Here is a 17,760-nt window from a genome sequence, read left to right as displayed (position 1 = left end):
TCCGTGTCAGGCGCAAGGCCGCCCAGAACGCGTCGGCTTCGGACAGACTCAGGAAGGCCCGCCACGATGTCTTGCCAGCACGGCCTGAATGCCCAGCACCAGCTACACATGGGGTCATGGAAATAATAAAGCATCAGAGGCATCGCTGAACCTAGCATGCGAGGGGTAATCAAAATTTTATCGCTAATGCGCGTTTAAAAGTAATCAGATTATTTTTAACGAAAGGAGACATGTTATGAAACTTTATTTTACACCGGGCGCCTGTTCGATGGCTCCGCATATCGTGTTGTATGAAGCGGCCTACCGCTTTGAGTTGGAAAAGGTGGATCTAGCCAACAAGCAACCGAGCGCGGCGAGAACTACCTGGCGATCAATCCCAAGGGCTATGTGCCTGCCTTGCAGCTCGATGAGGAGGAAATCCTGACCGAAGTGGCGGTCATTCTGCAGTATCTCGCGGATCAAAAACCGGAGTCCGGGTTAGCGCCTAAACTGGGAACGAAGGAGCGCTACCGTTTGATGGAGTGGTTGAACTTTATCTCTTCGGAGCTCCACAAGCTGTTTGGTTCGCTGTTCAACCCTAAAATCCCCGTGGAATGGCGGGAAACTCAGTTGGAACGGCTTGGCCAACGTTTCGATTATTTGACGCATCAGCTCAACGGTAAGCCTTATCTGACGGGTGATTCGTTCACCGTGGCCGATGCCTATCTCTTTACCATCCTTAACTGGAGCGCTTTGCTGAAAGTCGATCTCAAGAAGTGGTCCAGGCTCCAGGATTACCTTACCCAAGTCGCGGCCCGGCCCTCGGTGGGGGAGGCCATGCGGGCATAGGGGCTTCGTCACTAACCCCCTATGGAGGAACCTCTTACAGGATATCCGGCAAACTTTATCTGGAAGAAACCCGTGCCGGTTTCGTTGGATCTCTCTCGAGACCCAATGATGTTTCATGATTTTTTGTTATCGTGGCGGACCGCTTTGACTTGACCGGCGAAAAGCTGCATTGGCGTCTCCACGACGGTGTCAGAAAACGCTCATGCCAAGGCATGGTGAAAACCCGCGAATGGAGTGCGCTTGGTGGGCACAATGAGAAGAAAAAGGAGCGCTGCGATGGGCAATTCACATAGTCGCAAAACGCCAGCCGATGCGCTGGTGATCTTCGGAATAACGGGCGATCTCGCTTACAAGATGATCTTTCCTGCGCTCTACGCAATGGCCAAGCGCGGTGTTCTCAAGGTGCCGGTGGTAGGAGTCGCTGCCCAGCCGTGGAGCCTGGAGCAGCTGCGTATCCATGCGACGGACAGCATCCAGCATGCCGGCGAAATTGATGATCGGGACGCTCTCGACCACCTTCTTTCCCGGCTCCAGTATGTGGGCGGCGATTATAATGACCTGCCTACATTCAAGGCACTTAAACGAGCATTGGGGGATATTCGTCGGCCTGCACATTACCTTGCTATTCCGCCCGCCCTGTTTGCCACGGTTATCAAAAGCCTCGGTGCCGTGGGTTTGGCTGATCAAGCACGTGTCATCGTCGAAAAACCGTTCGGACGCGACCTGGCTTCAGCGCGTGAACTGAATCGCATCGCGCGGTCGGAATTCGCAGAAGACTCGATTTTCCGTATCGATCATTTTCTTGGAAAAGAGGCCATCATGAATATCCTCTATTTCCGTTTCGCCAACTCGTTCCTCGAACCGATCTGGAACCGTAACTGCGTGGCCAGCGTGCAGATCACCCTGGCCGAGGATTTCGGGGTGAGGGGACGCGGTGCATTTTATGAAACTGCCGGTTGCCTGCGTGATGTCATTCAGAATCACTTGTTTCAGATCGTCGCGTTACTCGCCATGGAGCCTCCCGCGTATCAAGGCTTCAATGCTGTCCGCAGCGAGAAAGCCAAGGTATTTTATGCCATGCGGCCGCTAACGTCGGACGACGTGGTGCGCGGCCAGTACGCGGGCTACCGCAAAGAACCGGGCGTGGCGGCGGACTCGGATGTCGAGACCTTCTGCGCCCTGCGTCTCTTCATTGATTCCTGGCGCTGGGCGGGTGTGCCATGGTACCTGCGTTCCGGGAAATGCCTGGCTACCACGGCAGCCGAGGTTTTGGTGGAATTAAAGCCGCCACCGCAACGACTGTTCGACGATTCCGCCCCGGCAGGCGGGCGAGCCAATTACCTGCGCTTCCGGCTTTCCCCCAATTCGGCTGTCGCACTTGCCGCGCGCGTCAAACGCGCGGGCAAGGAATTCGTTGGCGATCAGCACGAGCTATTTTTGTTGGACGAGTACCCGGGAGCGGAACTGCCGTATGAGCGGCTGTTGAGTGATGCGATGGCGGGCGACAGCGCGCTCTTTACGCGTGAAGAGGCGGTCGAGGCCGCTTGGGCGGTGGTCGATCCGGTTCTTGATACGCATCACCGAACGCATCCTTACCCGCCCGGCAGCTGGGGACCGAAACAGGCGGACACACTCATCGCTGCGGACGGCTACTGGTACAACCTCGAGGTTTACTGATGCCCCTTCCGATTGAAGACTACGCACTGATCGGCGATTGTCATACCGCGGCATTGGTCGGCCGCGACGGCTCCATCGATTGGCTTTGCTTTCCCCGCTTTGACTCGGGCGCGTGTTTCGCGGCGTTGCTGGGAGAGCCGGGGCACGGGCGCTGGCTGATCGCGCCCGCCGCAGAGATCCGCAGCATTCGACGCAAGTACCGCGATGGCACCCTGATTCTGGAAACTGAATTCGAGACGGACGACGGTGCCGTGCGAATCATCGACTGCATGCCGCTCTCGGCTGAGCGCTGGGATGTTCTGCGTATCGTCGAAGGGTTAAGTGGGCGAGTGACCCTGCGCATGGAACTTATCATCCGTTTCGATTACGGTTCTATCATACCCTGAGTTCGGAAATTGGGCGATATGCGCTTGGCGACCGCGGGGCCGGACACCCTGGAATTGCGCACAGCAGTCGCCGTCCACGGCGAAGATATGAAAACCATCGCCGAGTTTCAGGTATGCCAGGGTGAACGGACGCCATTCGTGCTCACTTACCGCCCTTCTCACGAAGGCGATTCAGCAGGCCTTCGACCCTGAGCAGGCGCTGACGGCAACCGAAAATGGGTGGCGTCAATGGTCCGGGTGCTGCACCTACCAGGGGCGCTGGCGTAATACCGTCGTGCGCTCATTGATCACGCTGAAGGCCCTGACCTATGCGCCCACTGGAGGGATCGTTGCGGCGCCCACGACTTCACTGCCGGAACGACAGAGCGGTGAGCGCAACTGGGACTATCGTTACTGCTGGCTGCGTGATGCGACATTCACATTGAACGCGCTATTGCTCGCCGGCTATCACGAAGAGGCGATTGCCTGGCGGGAATGGCTGCTCCGCGCGGTGGCGGGTTGCCCCGGCGATCTGCAGATACTCTACAGCGTCACCGGTCAGCGGCGTCTGGATGAATACGAGGTGGGCTGGCTTCCCGGCTATGACGGCGCGGCTCCGGTGCGTGTGGGCAATTCAGCATCGAAGCAGTTCCAGCTCGACGTTTACGGTGAAGTTATGGATACGTTACACCTGGCGCGAGCTGCCGGCCTGAAACCGGAGCCTCATGCCTGGGAAATCCAGCTAGCCCTGCTGAATTTCCTGGAGTCGCACTGGCAGTTGCCGGATGAGGGCATCTGGGAAGTTCGCGGGCCGCGCCGCCATTTCACCCATTCCAAAGTGATGGCCTGGGTCGCCTTCGATCGCGCGATCAAGGACGTGGAGGCCTTCGGGCTGGATGGCCCGGTCGAGCGTTGGCGGCAAGTGCGTGAGGCGATCCACGCGCAAGTCTGCGCGGCGGGTTACGATGCGAAAATCAATGCCTTCGTGCAGTCCTACGGCTCGCCGCATCTCGATGCAAGCCTGCTTTTGATTCCCCAGGTCGGTTTCCTCCCGCTCGACGATCCGCGTGTACGCGGGACGGTCGATGCCATCGCGCGCAACCTCGTCGTCGATGGCTTGGTGCTGCGCTATTTGCCCACCGCCGATGTGGACGCGCTGCCGCCGGGCGAAGGTACATTTTTGCCGTGTTCATTCTGGCTTGCAGACAGCCTGGTGTTGATGGGACGACGCGACGAAGGCGAGGCTGTCTTCGAGCGACTGCTTGCATTAAGCAACGATGTTGGATTGTTGGCGGAAGAATACGATCCCCGCGAAAGGCACCTGCTCGGAAACTTTCCGCAGGCACTGACGCACATGGCGCTGATCAATACGGCCTGCCTGTTGTCCATGCCCGTGAACCAGTCCAAACGCGCTTACGAGAAAGGCGAGCACCCTGTCGCCGCTCATGAAGCACTCCCAAAAAAGCACGGGGCAGGCGCTAAAACTCATGAAAACCCTGCAACTGACAAGTGATGCAAGGGATGACTTCCTAGCTAAGCCAGCAATCCATGCCGGTCTTTTCTGTCCCCCTCAGATAACCACTGTCATTCGGACTGATGTAACAAGTCCGAAAGGGTCGGATCGGTTTTGCCTGTTGCTGTCTCTCAAAAATGGCCGTTTTAAGAGGCAATCGGGTAAAGGCCATCCAGTCTTAGCCTATCGACCAACTTGTCAGGAAGGCTGAAAATAGATAAATAGCGGCCAATGATTAACTATTTGGCCTTTTTTCACACGAAATAGCGAAAAGATGTCTCCATGAGATCCTCATCACCATATTCGTCAAGAATTCCACCAACGCGCCGTGCAAATGACAAGGAAACAGGCCATTTGCCTCGGATATCTGCGGTATTCCAATTCATGCGCGTAAGATTGAGAACATCCTGAGCTGCCGCAACCGCATTCTCAGAGCCTAGGCAACGTACCTCAAAAGGTTGAGGTATGTGTGGACCTGGATAGGTGCCAAGCTCCGGCATAAAACCCGACGTAAAAAGGAAAGATCTATCGTTGTTGACTGTACAGACTGTACCGACTTTTGGGGGATAAGCGCCATAACGCATTAAACGAAACAGGCTGGGGACTAAAGTAACCATTGAGACGATTGGAATGTCTTTCAGCGCCGCTTCAAATCCCGCGCGCTCGGCTGCATCAACATAAGAGGTCTTGTGCAGTACAACACGCAAAGGAGCGCCGCCAGTTCGAAGTTCATACTCAGACAGAACGTTTTGAGCTATCTGGAAGGCTTGCAACTCGGAAAGATGAACATTTCGGCTCTGATTGGGCTCGACAGGTACTCCTTCTCCTCTAATTGCAAAGCCCTCTCCGTTACTTGAAAACGCCTGTGCAAGACTCGACCGAACAATCGCACGCTGTGTTGTACGAAAATGATGAAAACTGATGCCTACGAAACAAGTATCGGGACCGTTCGGCGGTAGCCGCCAAGGCACGCCGCCGGCCTTGTAATAGAGGCCTACGGCAAAATTCCATGCGCGCGTGGCAGGATCTTGATTGCGCGAGGTATCATTGAGCAAAGCATCGGTTACAAGCTGGATCGGCAATCGATTCCTGAGTGCTCTGGCTTTAAGTGCATGCCGCAAATCACGCCTGAGAAAGTCTTCAGACGTCTGCTCAACCTCATCCAATATATCATCGAACAGATCAAGTTGAGTGCTCTCACGAGTGCGTTGGATTGTTTTGGCCCGCTTTCGCTCTTCCTCTGTCGCTTTCCTTTCTACCGATCCAACCTTAGCGAAAACGCTGTCAGGGATGCACATCAAAATAATATCGGGACGATTAAGGTCACGGGATGAAAGACGGGTATGTGCATCGGCATAAAGATCGACGACATTTTGGAAGGCGGTATAAGCGTCGCCCTGCAGAGCACGTGCGAGATTATCATTTGTGTCGAAGTTCAGAGCGATCGATGATGATTCAGGTGCTACCAGTTGTTTGTGAAAAGCGTCAGCAAATCCCGGAAATGGCCTTTTGAGGAGATTTGCATTGCCAAGCACGGGGATTTCAAGACTACACCGATCAAGCCATCTCCTCGCTGCTACCACTTGGTCAGCCGGACCGACAATACCGACATGAATGTGGTCCTTTCTTGCGGATCCGAATCGTAGATCAAATGGGCCTGCGGCAAGCAACCCAACTTTGGGGTCACTATGCGTAATGGCACCGCCGAATTGCAGGCGCGGCGGCGACAATTCAATAATCGAAAGGTCAATCGTCATCGCGCGCCCCGTCGTGCTCGGGCGGCTCGTCGTCAACTTCATCGTCGTCCGGTTCGAGGGCGAGCTGTTCAAGTTCGGCATCAAGTTTTACAAGATCTTCATCGATTTCCTGATTGCGTTGCGAGAGTTCGTTGAAAGCCGAGATATTGAACGAAATTGTTGGCGTGCGGGGCGAGAGCAACACAGTGGGGGCGAAGTGCGCAAAGTCGTTGTCCGGACGATGTTCGAGGGCAAAGAGGCCTTCAGCCTCGCTCGAAAGCACGGCAAGCCAGAAGGAGACGTCCTGCAGGACGCTAGGATTGAAATCGAGAGCGGCCCGACGTGTTGACAGGATGTTTGTGCGTTCTTGGCCGATTGGGCTGCGAAGCCCATCCCGTGTGAAGGCATAGCCCGGCGTGATGACTAGAGCCCAATCCTCTCCAAAGCGCATCACTGAGAAACTGAATGCCTTGTGCTCGTAATAGACGATATCGTCAGAGTCGCGCTTGGTTCGTGCCTTGACGACTGTACGGGTGGCTTTACGAAGTCGCCCCTGATAGCTGACCTTCAATTCGGGCTCATCTCCTCGCCCGAAATAGGCGCGGCGACGATTAAACTCGATCTGGAGACCTTTAGACTTTAAATGCTCGAAGATCAGCTCATGAAGCAGCTTTAAAGCAATCGCCTCGCCTCCCGGAAAGCTGATAAGCTCGGAAAAACCCAGTGTCTCGATGTCCCCCGGCTCAAAGGGGGTAATCAATACATCCGCTATCTCCTCTAAATTGTAGAGCGAATAGAAGCGGCCGTCGCTGACGTGACCTGGCGGAGCGGCCAAACCTTGAGCATTGCGATAGAAGCTAGCGTTCGATTTCGCGGTAGTGGCGGCATGCCAGACTTTCTCTGGCATCAACGCGATCGGGATCAAGTTTGACGAATAGCGGACCGTTTCCTCGGTCAACGGCAAAGCGGTGTTGGTGATTTCATCAACAGCCTCGGGCCGGGCTTCGATAGTGACCGTAAAATTTCGATTGTCAGGCGATGGACCGAACGCGACCGAGCCATTATTGTTCAGTGTCAGTAGCACCATGTCAGGCAGACCGGAGCCACGGCGATCCATCTGCCCTCCACCATAGAAAAGATCGGAAATCGCAGGGTTGCGATAGCCTTTAATGGGATTTGTTCGTCCCGCGATAGCTTCTTGGAAAGGCTGATTGCCAACTTGAGCTGCAATTTCGTCAATTACTCCCCCTGGACTTTTCACAGTAATCGATTTCGGCTGAACCTCAACGTAAACTGGCTCGTCTCGATCATAATCTCGATGGACGATGGCGTTAACAATCATCTCTTTAATGGCGATCGCATTGTAGGCGCTTACGGTCCTTGACACCTCTGCTTTTAGCCGGAATTGGAAATTTACAAGCGCAAGCAGGTCAATTAGTACATCCAACTGATTCCAAAGATTTCCCCCAATTGTTCGGCGAACGCTGTAATCATCTTCCCGCTCAGCTGGCTCTAACTCGATATCATCCCCAAATCGTTCGCGGAGCCAATGGCTGGGCCCTATTGCACGAAATTCAACGCGCGCTTGTTTAAAATCTGCTGATGGATTTTGCGCGAAGAGAAGCCAGCCAGCGAGAGTAGGGGCTTTTGATGCATCAATGGGACGGACGAGATCCAACCTATCAGTCATTTCCTCAATCCACGTCGCGTCGATTTCCTTTGGCCGCCAGAGATCGGTCTTGTCTGCATATTGCGAAAGGCGAGCATGGAGGAGTGGTACTTCGAATCCCGAAACATCGAAACCTATAAGCGGCCGCATATCTGCAGGCATGCCACCGACATTGTGACCTGAGCGTCGTCGGGTTGGTCGTGCGCCGGCCGCTATCATGCTATTAAGTAAATCCTTTTCAAAAAGATCGTCAAAACCTTTGATGGGAACGAGCTGGAAATTTGAACGGATCTGGTTCGCAAGTTCGATGACAAATGGAGAAAACGGGCCGTCAACCTCACCCTCCAGCACACACCAATAAACGCCATGTAAAAAGCCTTCAGAATTAGCATGCGCCAGAAACAGATCCTTCATTACAGATGCTTCGGCTCCGCGATATCCCACGACAATTATCGGATGGTCGCGCAGGAGTGGCTCCAATCGGTCAACGATTTTGGCGTCAAGTGACTGAACCTCGTCCGTTAAGTTCTTATCGCTGTAATGTTTAACGGAACCATGCAAGAAAATCAATTGAGGGTCCTGAGGCGCCGAACTGAACATTATGTAATCGGCTGGGGTGCTAATACTGACCAAGCGATGAGGTCGATTGTGCTGGATGGCCGCACGTTCCAAACAGTGGTCGAAATTGGTTGTGAGGATGGTCGATATCCAGCCTTGGTGGAGAATTTGGGTTAGGGCAACATAGCCCCGAGACGGGTGAACGCCAAGAGGGTTTATTAACTGTTCAAAGAACTCCCGCCGGTCGCTCTTCACACCTAACAGGTGATCAATCGCGTCTGGATAAAGATCTGCATCCGATAAATCAGACTTGTACCAAGATTGCGCAGTGAGCCATGGCCAGTAATCAGATCGCCGAATTGAATTATCTTCGTGATGTCGGCAGTGTTCTTTACACCATGCCCACCGGGCTGCTTTTTCAACAGTTAACGCAGCAGCAGGGATGCCGGATTTAATCGACGCTCCTGCTCCGAGAAGCAAAACAGGCTCATAGCCATCTATTAGCAGAGAGCGCAAGCGCCCTGTCGTGGTTGTTCGCATCAATGTTGTGCCAATCCTAAGCTATCCGAACTCTCAACCCTCTGATTCATTTTCTTAATTAGGACCTATGCTAATACTTGCGCATTTCGTATCAAATTTAAAGCGGTAATCCACACGTTGAGCTAGCCCTTATTTAATTGTATTACATTTAGGCTGCGTGGACCAACAGCTAACAGGCTAGTGAAAACCCAATTTCATACTGTCATTTTCAGAAGTCATTTACACCATTTATGTGTGGGACTAAACAAGTAGTCCTCTGCACAATAATGGGGCTTAGGCATGGAACCTGATACATTTCTATCGTTGAATAGGGGTTACCTTATCATACTGTTGCCGAATGAGGTCGTTTATTGGAGAAGAGGGAAGGTAGACAAAATAAACGAGGGGTGCCTACAGCCAATCTTCTGTGTCCTGCCTCCCTAATATAGCCATAATTTCAACTCTATCGCCATTGATCCGGTAATAGATGCTATCGGTTCCATACACACTCCGCCGATAGCCTTCTCGAATATGCTCAACAGCCTGAAATAAATAGGGCTGATCAGCAATTTGATCTAAGCGTTCAAGGATACCTCTATGATATTGATCAGCTCTTTGACTTCCATGCGTTTTAACACCGTATAGCCAGATTCTCTTCAAATCAGCGCGGGCTTTTCGGGTGAGTTTATAAGAGCCCATCTCGCTGTGCTTCTTCCTTGAAGTTGGCCAATAAATCTTCCGGTTTCTCGTCGGTGAACCCGCTTTGCTCGGCCTTAATCAGTTCAGCGCGAACATGTTCGACCTCAAGCTGCTGCCTCCGCGCCCGCCGGATTAAGTCATTAATCACTTCGCTCTTACTGCTGTATTCTGCGCTTGCGACTTGAGCCTTCAGCCATTCGTCATTGGGCTCTGATACGGATATGCTTTGTCTCACCATGGCGTGATCTCTCAAAAATCTACTATACACCAATATTACACCATATACGCACCCTAGAAAACAAATAACAGAATCCCCAACCCCGTTTTTAAGAGATAGGGATCGATGTTTAATTCTCAAAGTGATCTCCTGACAAACGCTAACTTTCTGTTATCCCTTCAATTCTTATAACTATGTCTTGACACTCCTCTCTGAATAACTCGTACTGCGACTGAATTTTCGGAGGCTTTATGCTCGTCGGTTATGCCCGTGTTTCTACGCAAGACCAAAATCCCGCCCTGTAGCTGGACGCGCTAAAGGCCGCAGGCTGTGAAAAGCTGTTTGTCGAAAAAGCGTCCGGTGCGCAACGCGATCGGCCGGAGCTATTAGCCGCGCTAGACTATCTCAGGGCAGGGGACAGCCTGGTGGTCTGGAAACTGGACCGCTTGGCACGTTCCCTGAAGCAACTGATCAAAACAGTAGAGCTACTGGAAAGCCGGAGTATTGGACTTCGATCACTGACCGAAGCGATCGACACCACGACCGCCGGTGGGAAATTGGTGTTTCATGTGTTCGGCGCCTTGGCGGAGTTCGAACGCTCCATCATCCGCGAGCGCACGAGAGCCGGCCTGGAGGCCGCCCGTGCCCGAGGTAAAAAAGGGGGCCGTCCCCCGGCGTTGAACGCGAAAGACTTGGTGGCCGCTAAAGCGATGCTGTCCGATCCGGAGATCACCATGGAAGAGGTGGCCAAGCGCCTCCGGGTGGCTCCCTCTACGCTGTATCGACACTTGCCGGGGGGGAAGGGGAGCGGTTAGGGAGACCGAACCATGTTGACACCCGTTGCCTATCTTGAAGCGCGAGATCACACTCGAAATATTCACCGGGCTTATTCGCTTTCCTACGGGCAGGATATCTTTGGCAACTGGGTCGTGGAAACCACTTACGGACGGATTGGAGGAAAAGGACGAACGGAAGAAATTAAAATGTTCATAAAAACTTTTCGCCGCGTCGTCCTTGGCATGAACCAATAAGGCCCGAATGCCAACAATATCGGCCGCCTGCGCGGTGCGCTGCATGGCGTCCCGCAAGAGGCCGGCGCCGACCCCTTTGCCTTGCCAGGCAAGATCCACCGCGAAACGGCCTAACAGCATCGTCGGAACAGGCTGATGGGAGAGGCCTTTAGTCAACCGCTCGGGGGCCTCTTCATAGACGACGCTGCCGGCGAGCAACGTGTAGTAGCCGATGATGACATGATCCGCCAGGCCCACGTAAGTCTGCGCCCCGTCCGCGCGTTGGCTCATCAGCGCATAACGCTGCAAATACAGGTTGAGGTGTTCTTGCCCGCAATCGAAAGCCTCAACGTCATGGGTGCGTTGCAGCTTTTCGATACGCGGATTAGTTTTCCGCGGCGTGGACATCGAAGAAACCGGGCTCCTTCATCAAGCGTTCAAGCCGCGGCAGAGCTCGCGGCGGGGCGTCGAGCGCCGCCTGAAACGCTTCCCATTGTTCGGCATTCAGCACAAAATACCGGCGATCCGCCAGCACTTCATTGGCTGCACTGAGCGCATTTTCCAGAATGAATTCACTGACCGTTTTATGCTTGAGCAAGGCGGCCGCTTGCAACGCTTCTTTGGCTTTCGGGTCAATCCGGAGATCAATCCGGTCGCTACGTTTGTTCGTTTTCATATCGGTTACCTCCTGCTTGCTAATCTAGCACAGACGTACACACATTACCAGTACACCATCAGCATATCAACAACACGATTTTTAGAACAATCTGCGCTCTCTTGAAAACAAGGGTTTTTCAGACAGCTAGCTCTAAAAATAGGCTATGCGCGTGTCTCGACTGGCGGTAAGCGTCCGCTTGAGAATCAACTGTTTCAGATGTGTCGCGTTATATCCATTCGTTCATGCAGGATACGGGAGACATAGACGGTATTGTCTTTGACCCGATAAACGATGATATGATGACCCGCTGGAAAGAGGCGGTGCGCGGCCGAAAGCTCGGGCCGGACCTGGCCGATTTGGGGATATTGCTGAATGGCCAAAAGCGCCTTGTCGAGGATAGCCCGATAGGCATAAGTCTGCGCCTCGCTCCAGGTGTTGAGGGTGTATTGCAGGATGTCGGTAAAGTCTTCCTCGGCCTGAGGCGAGAGAATTAGCGCGACATCAGGGAGCGACATCGGGATTTACTTTCTTGCCTTGACGGGCGTTGGCAAAAGCTTTAGCGGTAATGGTTTCCAGCCGCTCTGGTGTGTACGAGATCCCTTCGCCGCGTTCCAGCTGGTCGTCGCCGATTTGCACGGCCGCCCGAAGCGCCGCGAGCTTTTCATCCTCTTCCCGCATCCGGCGGATCGCGTCGCGGACGACCTCGGAAGCGTTGCTGTAAAAGCCTGTGCCGACCTTGCTTTGAAGGTACTGCTCCATTTCGGCAGATAAGTTGATATGCATGGCTAACCTCATAATATACATAGCATGTATATAAAACATACATGATAAGTAGAGTCTTTGACAAGGACTTTCTTGATTCGGCCCTTTGACCAAAACCACGTTTTACCGGCCTATGCCTGGGGCAGGGGCGGGAGTTCAGTCCATGATAACACCCGTCGCCTACCTCAAAGCCCAAGATCCTGTTCGTAACATTTATCGTGCCTATTCTATTGCCTATGGCCAAGATCTCTTCGGCAACTCGATTGTAGAAACCACTTACGGACGGATCGGCGGTAAAGGACGAACTCTTATCTCCGTCGTCAACAATGAAGACGAAGCACTCAAATACGTGCAAAAGTCCCTCAAATGCCGGCAATCCGCTCCGAAACGAATCGGCGTCGCTTATAAAATTCGTACGACCTTGAATTCAGCTCAATGGTCGATATTGGGTAGGCTTCCAGCGATGATAAAGGGAAGTACGGCGCGCCCAACAACAGGCACAACAGATATAGTATCCTATGCGGTTACAGACGAACCCAAAGGACCGGAATTTAGTGAATAAAGCACTCAAAGAAGACCTTGAACACCAAGCATGTCAAACGGCGTTGAAAAGTTTCCAGCAAAGAACGTCGAATAATTTCCAGTTAAGTTTTAGGGTTATTGGTTCTCTGTCGCCTTTTTCCTCTGCTTAAACCGATAGGAATCGTTACCCGTTTCCAAAATATCGCAGTAATGAGTCACACGATCCAACAGCGCTGTGGTCATCTTGGCATCGCCAAAAACCTGTACCCATTCAGCGAAGTTGAGATTGGTGGTAATGATCAGCGAGGTTTTTTCATACAAATGGTTGATGAGGTGGAATAGCAAAGCGCCGCCGGACGCCGGGAACGGCAAGTACCCCAATTCATCCAGGATGACGGCATCCATCAGCGTCAGTTGCTTGGCGAGGTTACCGGCTTTGCCGTGCTGCTTTTCCTTATCCAGTTGATTGACCAGATCGACCGCGTTGTAAAAGCGCACCCGTTTACTTTGATGTATCGCGGCAACTGCCAAGGCGATAACCAGATGGGTTTTACCGGTTCCGGTGCCGCCGACCAGGATTAAGTTGTAGGCTTGATCCATAAAGGCGGCGGCCGCCAGTTGCTCAATTCTGTTACGCAGTAACGGGGTTTCCTGCCAGTCAAAGCTCATCAAATCGCGATGAAGGGGAAAGCGCGCTGCTTTGAGCTGATAGCTTAGGCTGCGGGCTTGACGGTCGATTTGTTCGGCTTTAATCAGGCGATCCAGCCAGACTTCCGGCATCATGGGTTTCTGCTGAACAGAGAACTCTGCTTGCCACTCGCTCCAGGCCGCAGCCATGCCGTAGAGGTGAAGATCCTTTAGGAGCATTGCACGATCAATGGACATGGCGTGAACTCCGCAAAGTATCGTAGCGGCTGCAATCGGCCACGGGTTCCAAGGTCAGCGTGGGTGCCGAGGCGGGAGTATCATCCAGTGTTTTTGGCCTGGCGGCTTCGGTTAGCCGGCGCATTTCATTCAGCACAATCGCCGAACTGATAACGCCGGTTTGCAAGGTCAAATCGCAGGCCATTTAAGACATTCAGACCGCTATCTCTCAACTCCTTCGCTATCAGCAACAGATCGGCAAAGGCTCGATCACCTTGCTCCTGTTTGAGAATGCGATCCCGTACCACCAATAGTAATAAAAAATTAGACACTTGTCTTATAGAAAGATTATTTCCCAATCCACGCGTGATTTTTGCGTGCTTCTATCATGATCCGTAGTGCATCGTAATGCAATGTAGGGCAACGAGTGTCTTTATTTGTTAAATAAAAACAATTATTTAAATTATATATTTAGCACTTTTAATGCGGTTGTCATTGGTTTGAATCCAATACGACCCACCAACTTAATTTATATAAAACAATGACTTAGTTTTGATGGACAGCCCTTTTTATGCCTGTCATTTCTGACTGCCGGAATTCTGCCGGTTTTTCCTGATTCTCAAGCTCGCTTTAACAGCGTCAGTTCAGGACGTTGGTGACCTTCGCAGCAAAGCAGCTCAACACATTCGATCAGGCACGCAATTTCTACTTTGCTGTAATGCGTCGTGATGTTGCCGTTGTGATGCCCGAGCAAATCCTGACGATCTTCCAGATCGACGCCGGCCGCGCGAAGACGCATGCCGAACGTGTGGCGCAAATCGTGAACACGCACTTCCGACAATCCTGCCGCCGTCCTTGCCTTCCGCCACGCCCGGTTATTCATCCGGTCCAACCGGTTGCCCCGTCGCGATGAAAAACGTACTCGCTTTGGCCTCAGTACTTGTTCACGATCGATCGGGCCACGGCGTTGAGCGGCACAATCCGCTCATGCCCATTTTTGGCCATATCCTCAGTAACGATGAACACAGTCACATCTAGTACAACTAGTACAACGCACCGCAAATCCACCGAATAATTTTTACACCCCCAGAGGTCTTCCGGTATAAGTCCAGCGAAAAGGTTTAGCGAAAGTTTCATTGAAGAAATCGATGAACTGAAAAATTCTGTGCTTGAGATCGTCAGTTGAAGTGGAGCTTCCGCGTTTGAGCAAGCGCCGAGACAGAATGCCAACCCAATCTCGAAAATCTTGGCGTGTCCAATGGGTCAAAGGCGAAGGCGGCGTTTTACACGCCAACGCCAGCCGTTGGCAGACCTGTTCGGCGCTGAAGGTCTGTGGCGCACCCGGACGCTCCGCATCCGCCAGAACCGCCTCGATCTGTCGGCGTAAAGGGTCAGGCTCGTCTTCGCAGGCGGCCAGCCCCTCTTGAGCCGACAGCCCACGACGACGCCACAAGCCGACCGTCTCTTCTTTGATGCCAAGGTTCTGCGCGCTAGCCTTGTTGCGACGACCGGCTCCCGCATTTAAAACGATGCGCGCCCGCTGCACTAAACTGTGCGGCAGTTGCCGACTTCGGGCAATGGCTTCCAGCGTCGATTGTTGGGCTGGCGTCAAAATAAGCGGGGTGAGGGGGCGCATCGCTTCCTTGCGGAACGGTTTTCGGGGTGGCTATTATCCCTCATTCTTTAGGTGCGCAGTACTAGTGTAGGCTAAAGATGAGATTTTTAATAAATAAAATCAATATTGAGAATTATTATTATTAACTATATCATAATGGCAATTCCATTCTTTAGGTATAGCTATGAACCCACAATTCGAAAGTACATGCGAGCGAGGTCCGGTTAACGAGATTTTGCGGAAAGCGATTTTTATCGTGTTAACGACGACTTGGTCTGCCGTCGATTTGGCGGCCGAAGAAATTCAGGGTGAATCGGGGGCGGCGGCTGCGGGAATAGTGACGCCAGACGCTAAACAAAGCTCTGATATCAAAAGCGAGGAAGTCTTGCCGACCGTATCAGTTGTCGGGCAGAAAGAAGCTAAAGCTATCGATCCGGTAAAAGGTTACGTAGTGAAAAAATCGCTGTCCGGCTCGAAGACCGACACACCCTTGATCGAGGTGCCGCAATCGATCAGCGTCATCAATAAGGACGAATTTGCCGCGCGCGCCGCGCAAAGCATCACTCAAGCCGTTACGTATACGCCAGGCGTGTTCACCGGTATGTTCGGTCCCAGTACGCGCGACGACTATTTCAATTTGCGCGGATTCGAAGGTACCCAATATCTCGACGGTACCCGCCTGATGAGTTCAAGTACCAGTTATGCCCAGCTGCGGGTCGAGCCTTACGGTCTGGAACGGATCGAGGTATTGCGGGGGCCTTCGTCCGTGCTTTATGGTCAGAATGCCCCCGGCGGCTTGGTCAACATGATGAGCAAGCGGCCGACGGCAATCCCGTTCCACGAAGTCCAGTTCCTCGGCGGCAGCTACGACCGGGTGCAGGGCAGCCTGGATTTGAGCGGTCCGGTCGCCGGCCGCGACGATTTGCTTTATCGGCTGGTGGCCTTGGGCCGAGGCAGCGATACCCAGGTCGATTTCGTCGAGGACAATCGCTATTATGTCGCGCCGAGTTTTACCTGGAAGCCGAGCGATGCCACCACGTTTACCTTCCTGAGCCATTATCAGAAGGATGAAACGGGTAACGCGATGCAGTTTTTTCCTTATCAAGGCAGCGTCTTGGGTAATCCGAACGGCAGGCTGCCGACCAGCCGTTTTCTCGGTGAACCGGGTTTCGATGGTTACGAACGTGAACAATTCTCGGTAGGCTATGCGTTGGAACACCGGTTCAACAAGGTGTTCAGTGCCCGGCAAAACGTGCGCTACGCCCATGTGGAAAGCCAATTGAAAGGCATGTTTCCGTATTACGGCGCCGGCTTTCTGGATTCTGATCAGGGTCTGTCCGGCCAGCGTCTGATAGACCGTGACGCCGGCATTTACCAAGACGATACCGGCACCTTTACCCTGGATAATCAATTACAGGCGGATTTTGCCACGGGAGATGTTCAACACACCTTTTTGGCAGGGCTCGATTATCGCCATTTCACCGGCAAACGGCAGACCGGATATGTCTTTTCGGCATCCAGCCTCGATGCTTACAACCCGACTTACGGACGGCCGCTGATCGATCCCAGTACCGGTTTGTCGTTTTCGACGCCGAATACTTCCGGCCGCGTCAACCAGCAGCTTGACCAGATCGGTTTCTACGGCCAGGATCAACTGAAATGGAACCGTTGGGTTGCCACGATCGGAGTGCGTTACGATTGGGCGTCGGTGGATACCTTGAAAACCGATTATCAGAACGAGGATATTGGCACCAACATCGTCGATTACGCTCACCCGACGTACACACCGAGCCGCCAGGACAGCGAAGCGTTTACCTACCGTACCGGTTTGAGCTATCAGTTCGACACCGGCTTTGCCCCGTATTATAGCTATTCCGAATCGTTCGACCCGGCGGTCGGCACCGACCGTTCTTCCAAACCGTTCAAACCGACGACCGGGCGTCAGCATGAAGTCGGCATCAAGTATCAGCCGACGGGTTACAATGCCTTTATCACCGCGGCATTTTTCCATTTGGTGCAGGAAAACGTGTTGACTCCCGATTTGGCGAAGCCGTTTCCGGGCATGTTTCAAAAACAAACCGGCGAAGTCCGGTCGCAAGGGGTGGAACTGGAAGGCAAGGCCAGCCTCGACTGGGGACTCAATATGACCGCCGCCTATACTTATACCGATGCCAAGGTCATGCAATCCAATAACGAAGCGGAGCTTGGGAAAAACCTGACCTACACACCGGAGCATCAGGCTTCGCTGTGGATGGATTACACGCATCCACAAGGCGAGTTCGCCGGCCTGGGACTGGGCGGCGGTTTGCGTTACATCGGCAGCAACTACGGCGATTTGAGCAACAGCCAGAAAGCCCCGGCTTATATATTGATGGATGCCTCCGTTCATTACGATCTGGGCAGGCTGGACCGTTCGATGCAAGGTTTGCGCCTTGGCGTCAATATGAGCAACCTGCTCGACCACGAATATGTGGTGACCTGCGGCGATGATACCTGCTATTACGGCGACCGCCGCTCGGTACTGGCCAGCCTGCGTTATAACTGGTAA

Annotated in this window: 18 protein-coding genes and 1 pseudogene; 7 read left to right on the top strand and 12 right to left on the bottom strand. The window is 53.1% G+C overall.

Annotated features, from left to right (window positions below):
- Positions 1-387: 387 nt before the first annotated feature.
- From METAL_RS11410 to METAL_RS11400, 4 genes are all read left to right on the top strand, one after another.
- Entirely contained in the window at positions 388-828 is a 441-nt protein-coding gene (locus METAL_RS11410) for a glutathione binding-like protein (RefSeq protein WP_245549352.1), read from the top strand.
- A gap of 276 nt (positions 829-1,104) precedes the next feature.
- Positions 1,105-2,505: a glucose-6-phosphate dehydrogenase gene (zwf, locus tag METAL_RS11405; RefSeq protein WP_005372462.1), complete on the top strand. Its 1,401-nt coding sequence runs from the start codon at positions 1,105-1,107 to the stop codon at positions 2,503-2,505.
- A complete protein-coding gene (locus METAL_RS20845) occupies positions 2,505-2,891 on the top strand; it encodes a trehalase-like domain-containing protein (protein WP_213069374.1) in 387 nt (128 codons plus the stop codon). The genes zwf and METAL_RS20845 overlap by 1 nt, the downstream gene beginning before the upstream one ends.
- Before the next feature lie 121 nt (positions 2,892-3,012).
- Complete coding sequence (locus tag METAL_RS11400; protein WP_213069373.1) at positions 3,013-4,383, top strand: glycoside hydrolase family 15 protein; 1,371 nt, start codon at positions 3,013-3,015, stop codon at positions 4,381-4,383.
- A 254-nt stretch (positions 4,384-4,637) separates the two neighbouring features.
- On the opposite strand, the gene METAL_RS11395 is transcribed toward METAL_RS11400, so the two are convergent.
- The 4 genes from METAL_RS11395 to METAL_RS11380 form a co-directional block, all read right to left on the bottom strand.
- Positions 4,638-6,140 (bottom strand): argonaute/piwi family protein, encoded by a 1,503-nt coding sequence (locus tag METAL_RS11395; RefSeq protein WP_031431803.1) that lies wholly within the window; start codon positions 6,138-6,140, stop codon positions 4,638-4,640.
- On the bottom strand, positions 6,130-8,886 hold the full coding sequence (locus tag METAL_RS11390; protein WP_005372458.1) for an SIR2 family protein: 2,757 nt from the start codon (positions 8,884-8,886) through the stop codon (positions 6,130-6,132). Before METAL_RS11390 ends, METAL_RS11395 begins: the two co-directional genes overlap by 11 nt.
- 390 nt (positions 8,887-9,276) lie before the next feature.
- Positions 9,277-9,564 (bottom strand): type II toxin-antitoxin system RelE/ParE family toxin, encoded by a 288-nt coding sequence (locus METAL_RS11385; protein ID WP_040578337.1) that lies wholly within the window; start codon positions 9,562-9,564, stop codon positions 9,277-9,279.
- Positions 9,551-9,802, bottom strand: coding sequence for a ribbon-helix-helix domain-containing protein (locus METAL_RS11380; RefSeq protein WP_005372456.1), 252 nt, complete (start codon positions 9,800-9,802; stop codon positions 9,551-9,553). Before METAL_RS11380 ends, METAL_RS11385 begins: the two co-directional genes overlap by 14 nt.
- A gap of 284 nt (positions 9,803-10,086) precedes the next feature.
- Here METAL_RS11380 and METAL_RS21590 point away from each other — a divergent pair, with 284 nt between their 5' ends.
- Complete coding sequence (locus METAL_RS21590; protein ID WP_245549528.1) at positions 10,087-10,596, top strand: recombinase family protein; 510 nt, start codon at positions 10,087-10,089, stop codon at positions 10,594-10,596.
- Positions 10,597-10,806: 210 nt separating this feature from the next.
- On the opposite strand, the pseudogene METAL_RS21580 reads toward METAL_RS21590, so the two are convergent.
- The 4 genes and pseudogenes from METAL_RS21580 to METAL_RS11360 all read right to left on the bottom strand — a co-directional run.
- Positions 10,807-11,082, bottom strand: a pseudogene (locus METAL_RS21580) (GNAT family N-acetyltransferase); the annotation flags it as partial.
- 94 nt (positions 11,083-11,176) lie between these two features.
- Positions 11,177-11,467: a type II toxin-antitoxin system TacA family antitoxin gene (locus METAL_RS11370; RefSeq protein WP_005372452.1), complete on the bottom strand. Its 291-nt coding sequence runs from the start codon at positions 11,465-11,467 to the stop codon at positions 11,177-11,179.
- 194 nt (positions 11,468-11,661) lie between these two features.
- Entirely contained in the window at positions 11,662-11,964 is a 303-nt protein-coding gene (locus METAL_RS20830) for a type II toxin-antitoxin system RelE/ParE family toxin (RefSeq protein ID WP_005372451.1), read from the bottom strand.
- Positions 11,951-12,232 carry a type II toxin-antitoxin system ParD family antitoxin gene (locus METAL_RS11360; RefSeq protein WP_005372450.1) on the bottom strand — a complete coding sequence of 94 codons (282 nt, stop codon included), beginning with the start codon at positions 12,230-12,232 and terminating at the stop codon, positions 11,951-11,953. Before METAL_RS11360 ends, METAL_RS20830 begins: the two co-directional genes overlap by 14 nt.
- Positions 12,233-12,374: 142 nt before the next feature.
- Between METAL_RS11360 and METAL_RS20825 the strand changes: the two genes are divergently transcribed.
- Complete coding sequence (locus METAL_RS20825) at positions 12,375-12,773, top strand: WGR domain-containing protein (RefSeq protein WP_084675427.1); 399 nt, start codon at positions 12,375-12,377, stop codon at positions 12,771-12,773.
- A gap of 95 nt (positions 12,774-12,868) precedes the next feature.
- Here the strand turns inward: METAL_RS20825 and istB are convergent, their stop codons facing one another.
- The 4 genes from istB to METAL_RS19975 form a co-directional block, all read right to left on the bottom strand.
- Positions 12,869-13,618 carry an IS21-like element helper ATPase IstB gene (gene istB / locus METAL_RS11350; protein ID WP_005372449.1) on the bottom strand — a complete coding sequence of 250 codons (750 nt, stop codon included), beginning with the start codon at positions 13,616-13,618 and terminating at the stop codon, positions 12,869-12,871.
- Entirely contained in the window at positions 13,608-13,802 is a 195-nt protein-coding gene (locus METAL_RS11345) for a hypothetical protein (protein WP_031431799.1), read from the bottom strand. The genes istB and METAL_RS11345 overlap by 11 nt, the downstream gene beginning before the upstream one ends.
- A gap of 414 nt (positions 13,803-14,216) precedes the next feature.
- Complete coding sequence (locus tag METAL_RS19980) at positions 14,217-14,480, bottom strand: tyrosine-type recombinase/integrase (protein ID WP_031431798.1); 264 nt, start codon at positions 14,478-14,480, stop codon at positions 14,217-14,219.
- Between the two features lie 195 nt (positions 14,481-14,675).
- Positions 14,676-15,233 (bottom strand): helix-turn-helix domain-containing protein, encoded by a 558-nt coding sequence (locus METAL_RS19975; RefSeq protein ID WP_051040372.1) that lies wholly within the window; start codon positions 15,231-15,233, stop codon positions 14,676-14,678.
- A 235-nt stretch (positions 15,234-15,468) separates the two neighbouring features.
- On the opposite strand from METAL_RS19975, the gene METAL_RS11330 reads away from it, so the two are divergent.
- On the top strand, positions 15,469-17,760 hold the full coding sequence (locus METAL_RS11330; RefSeq protein ID WP_245549351.1) for a TonB-dependent siderophore receptor: 2,292 nt from the start codon (positions 15,469-15,471) through the stop codon (positions 17,758-17,760).

The sequence above is a fragment of the Methylomicrobium album BG8 genome (genome assembly GCF_000214275.2).
Classification (GTDB): domain Bacteria; phylum Pseudomonadota; class Gammaproteobacteria; order Methylococcales; family Methylomonadaceae; genus Methylomicrobium; species Methylomicrobium agile.
Note: the sequence above shows the minus strand (reverse complement) of the source record. Positions and strands in the feature narration are given on the sequence as shown.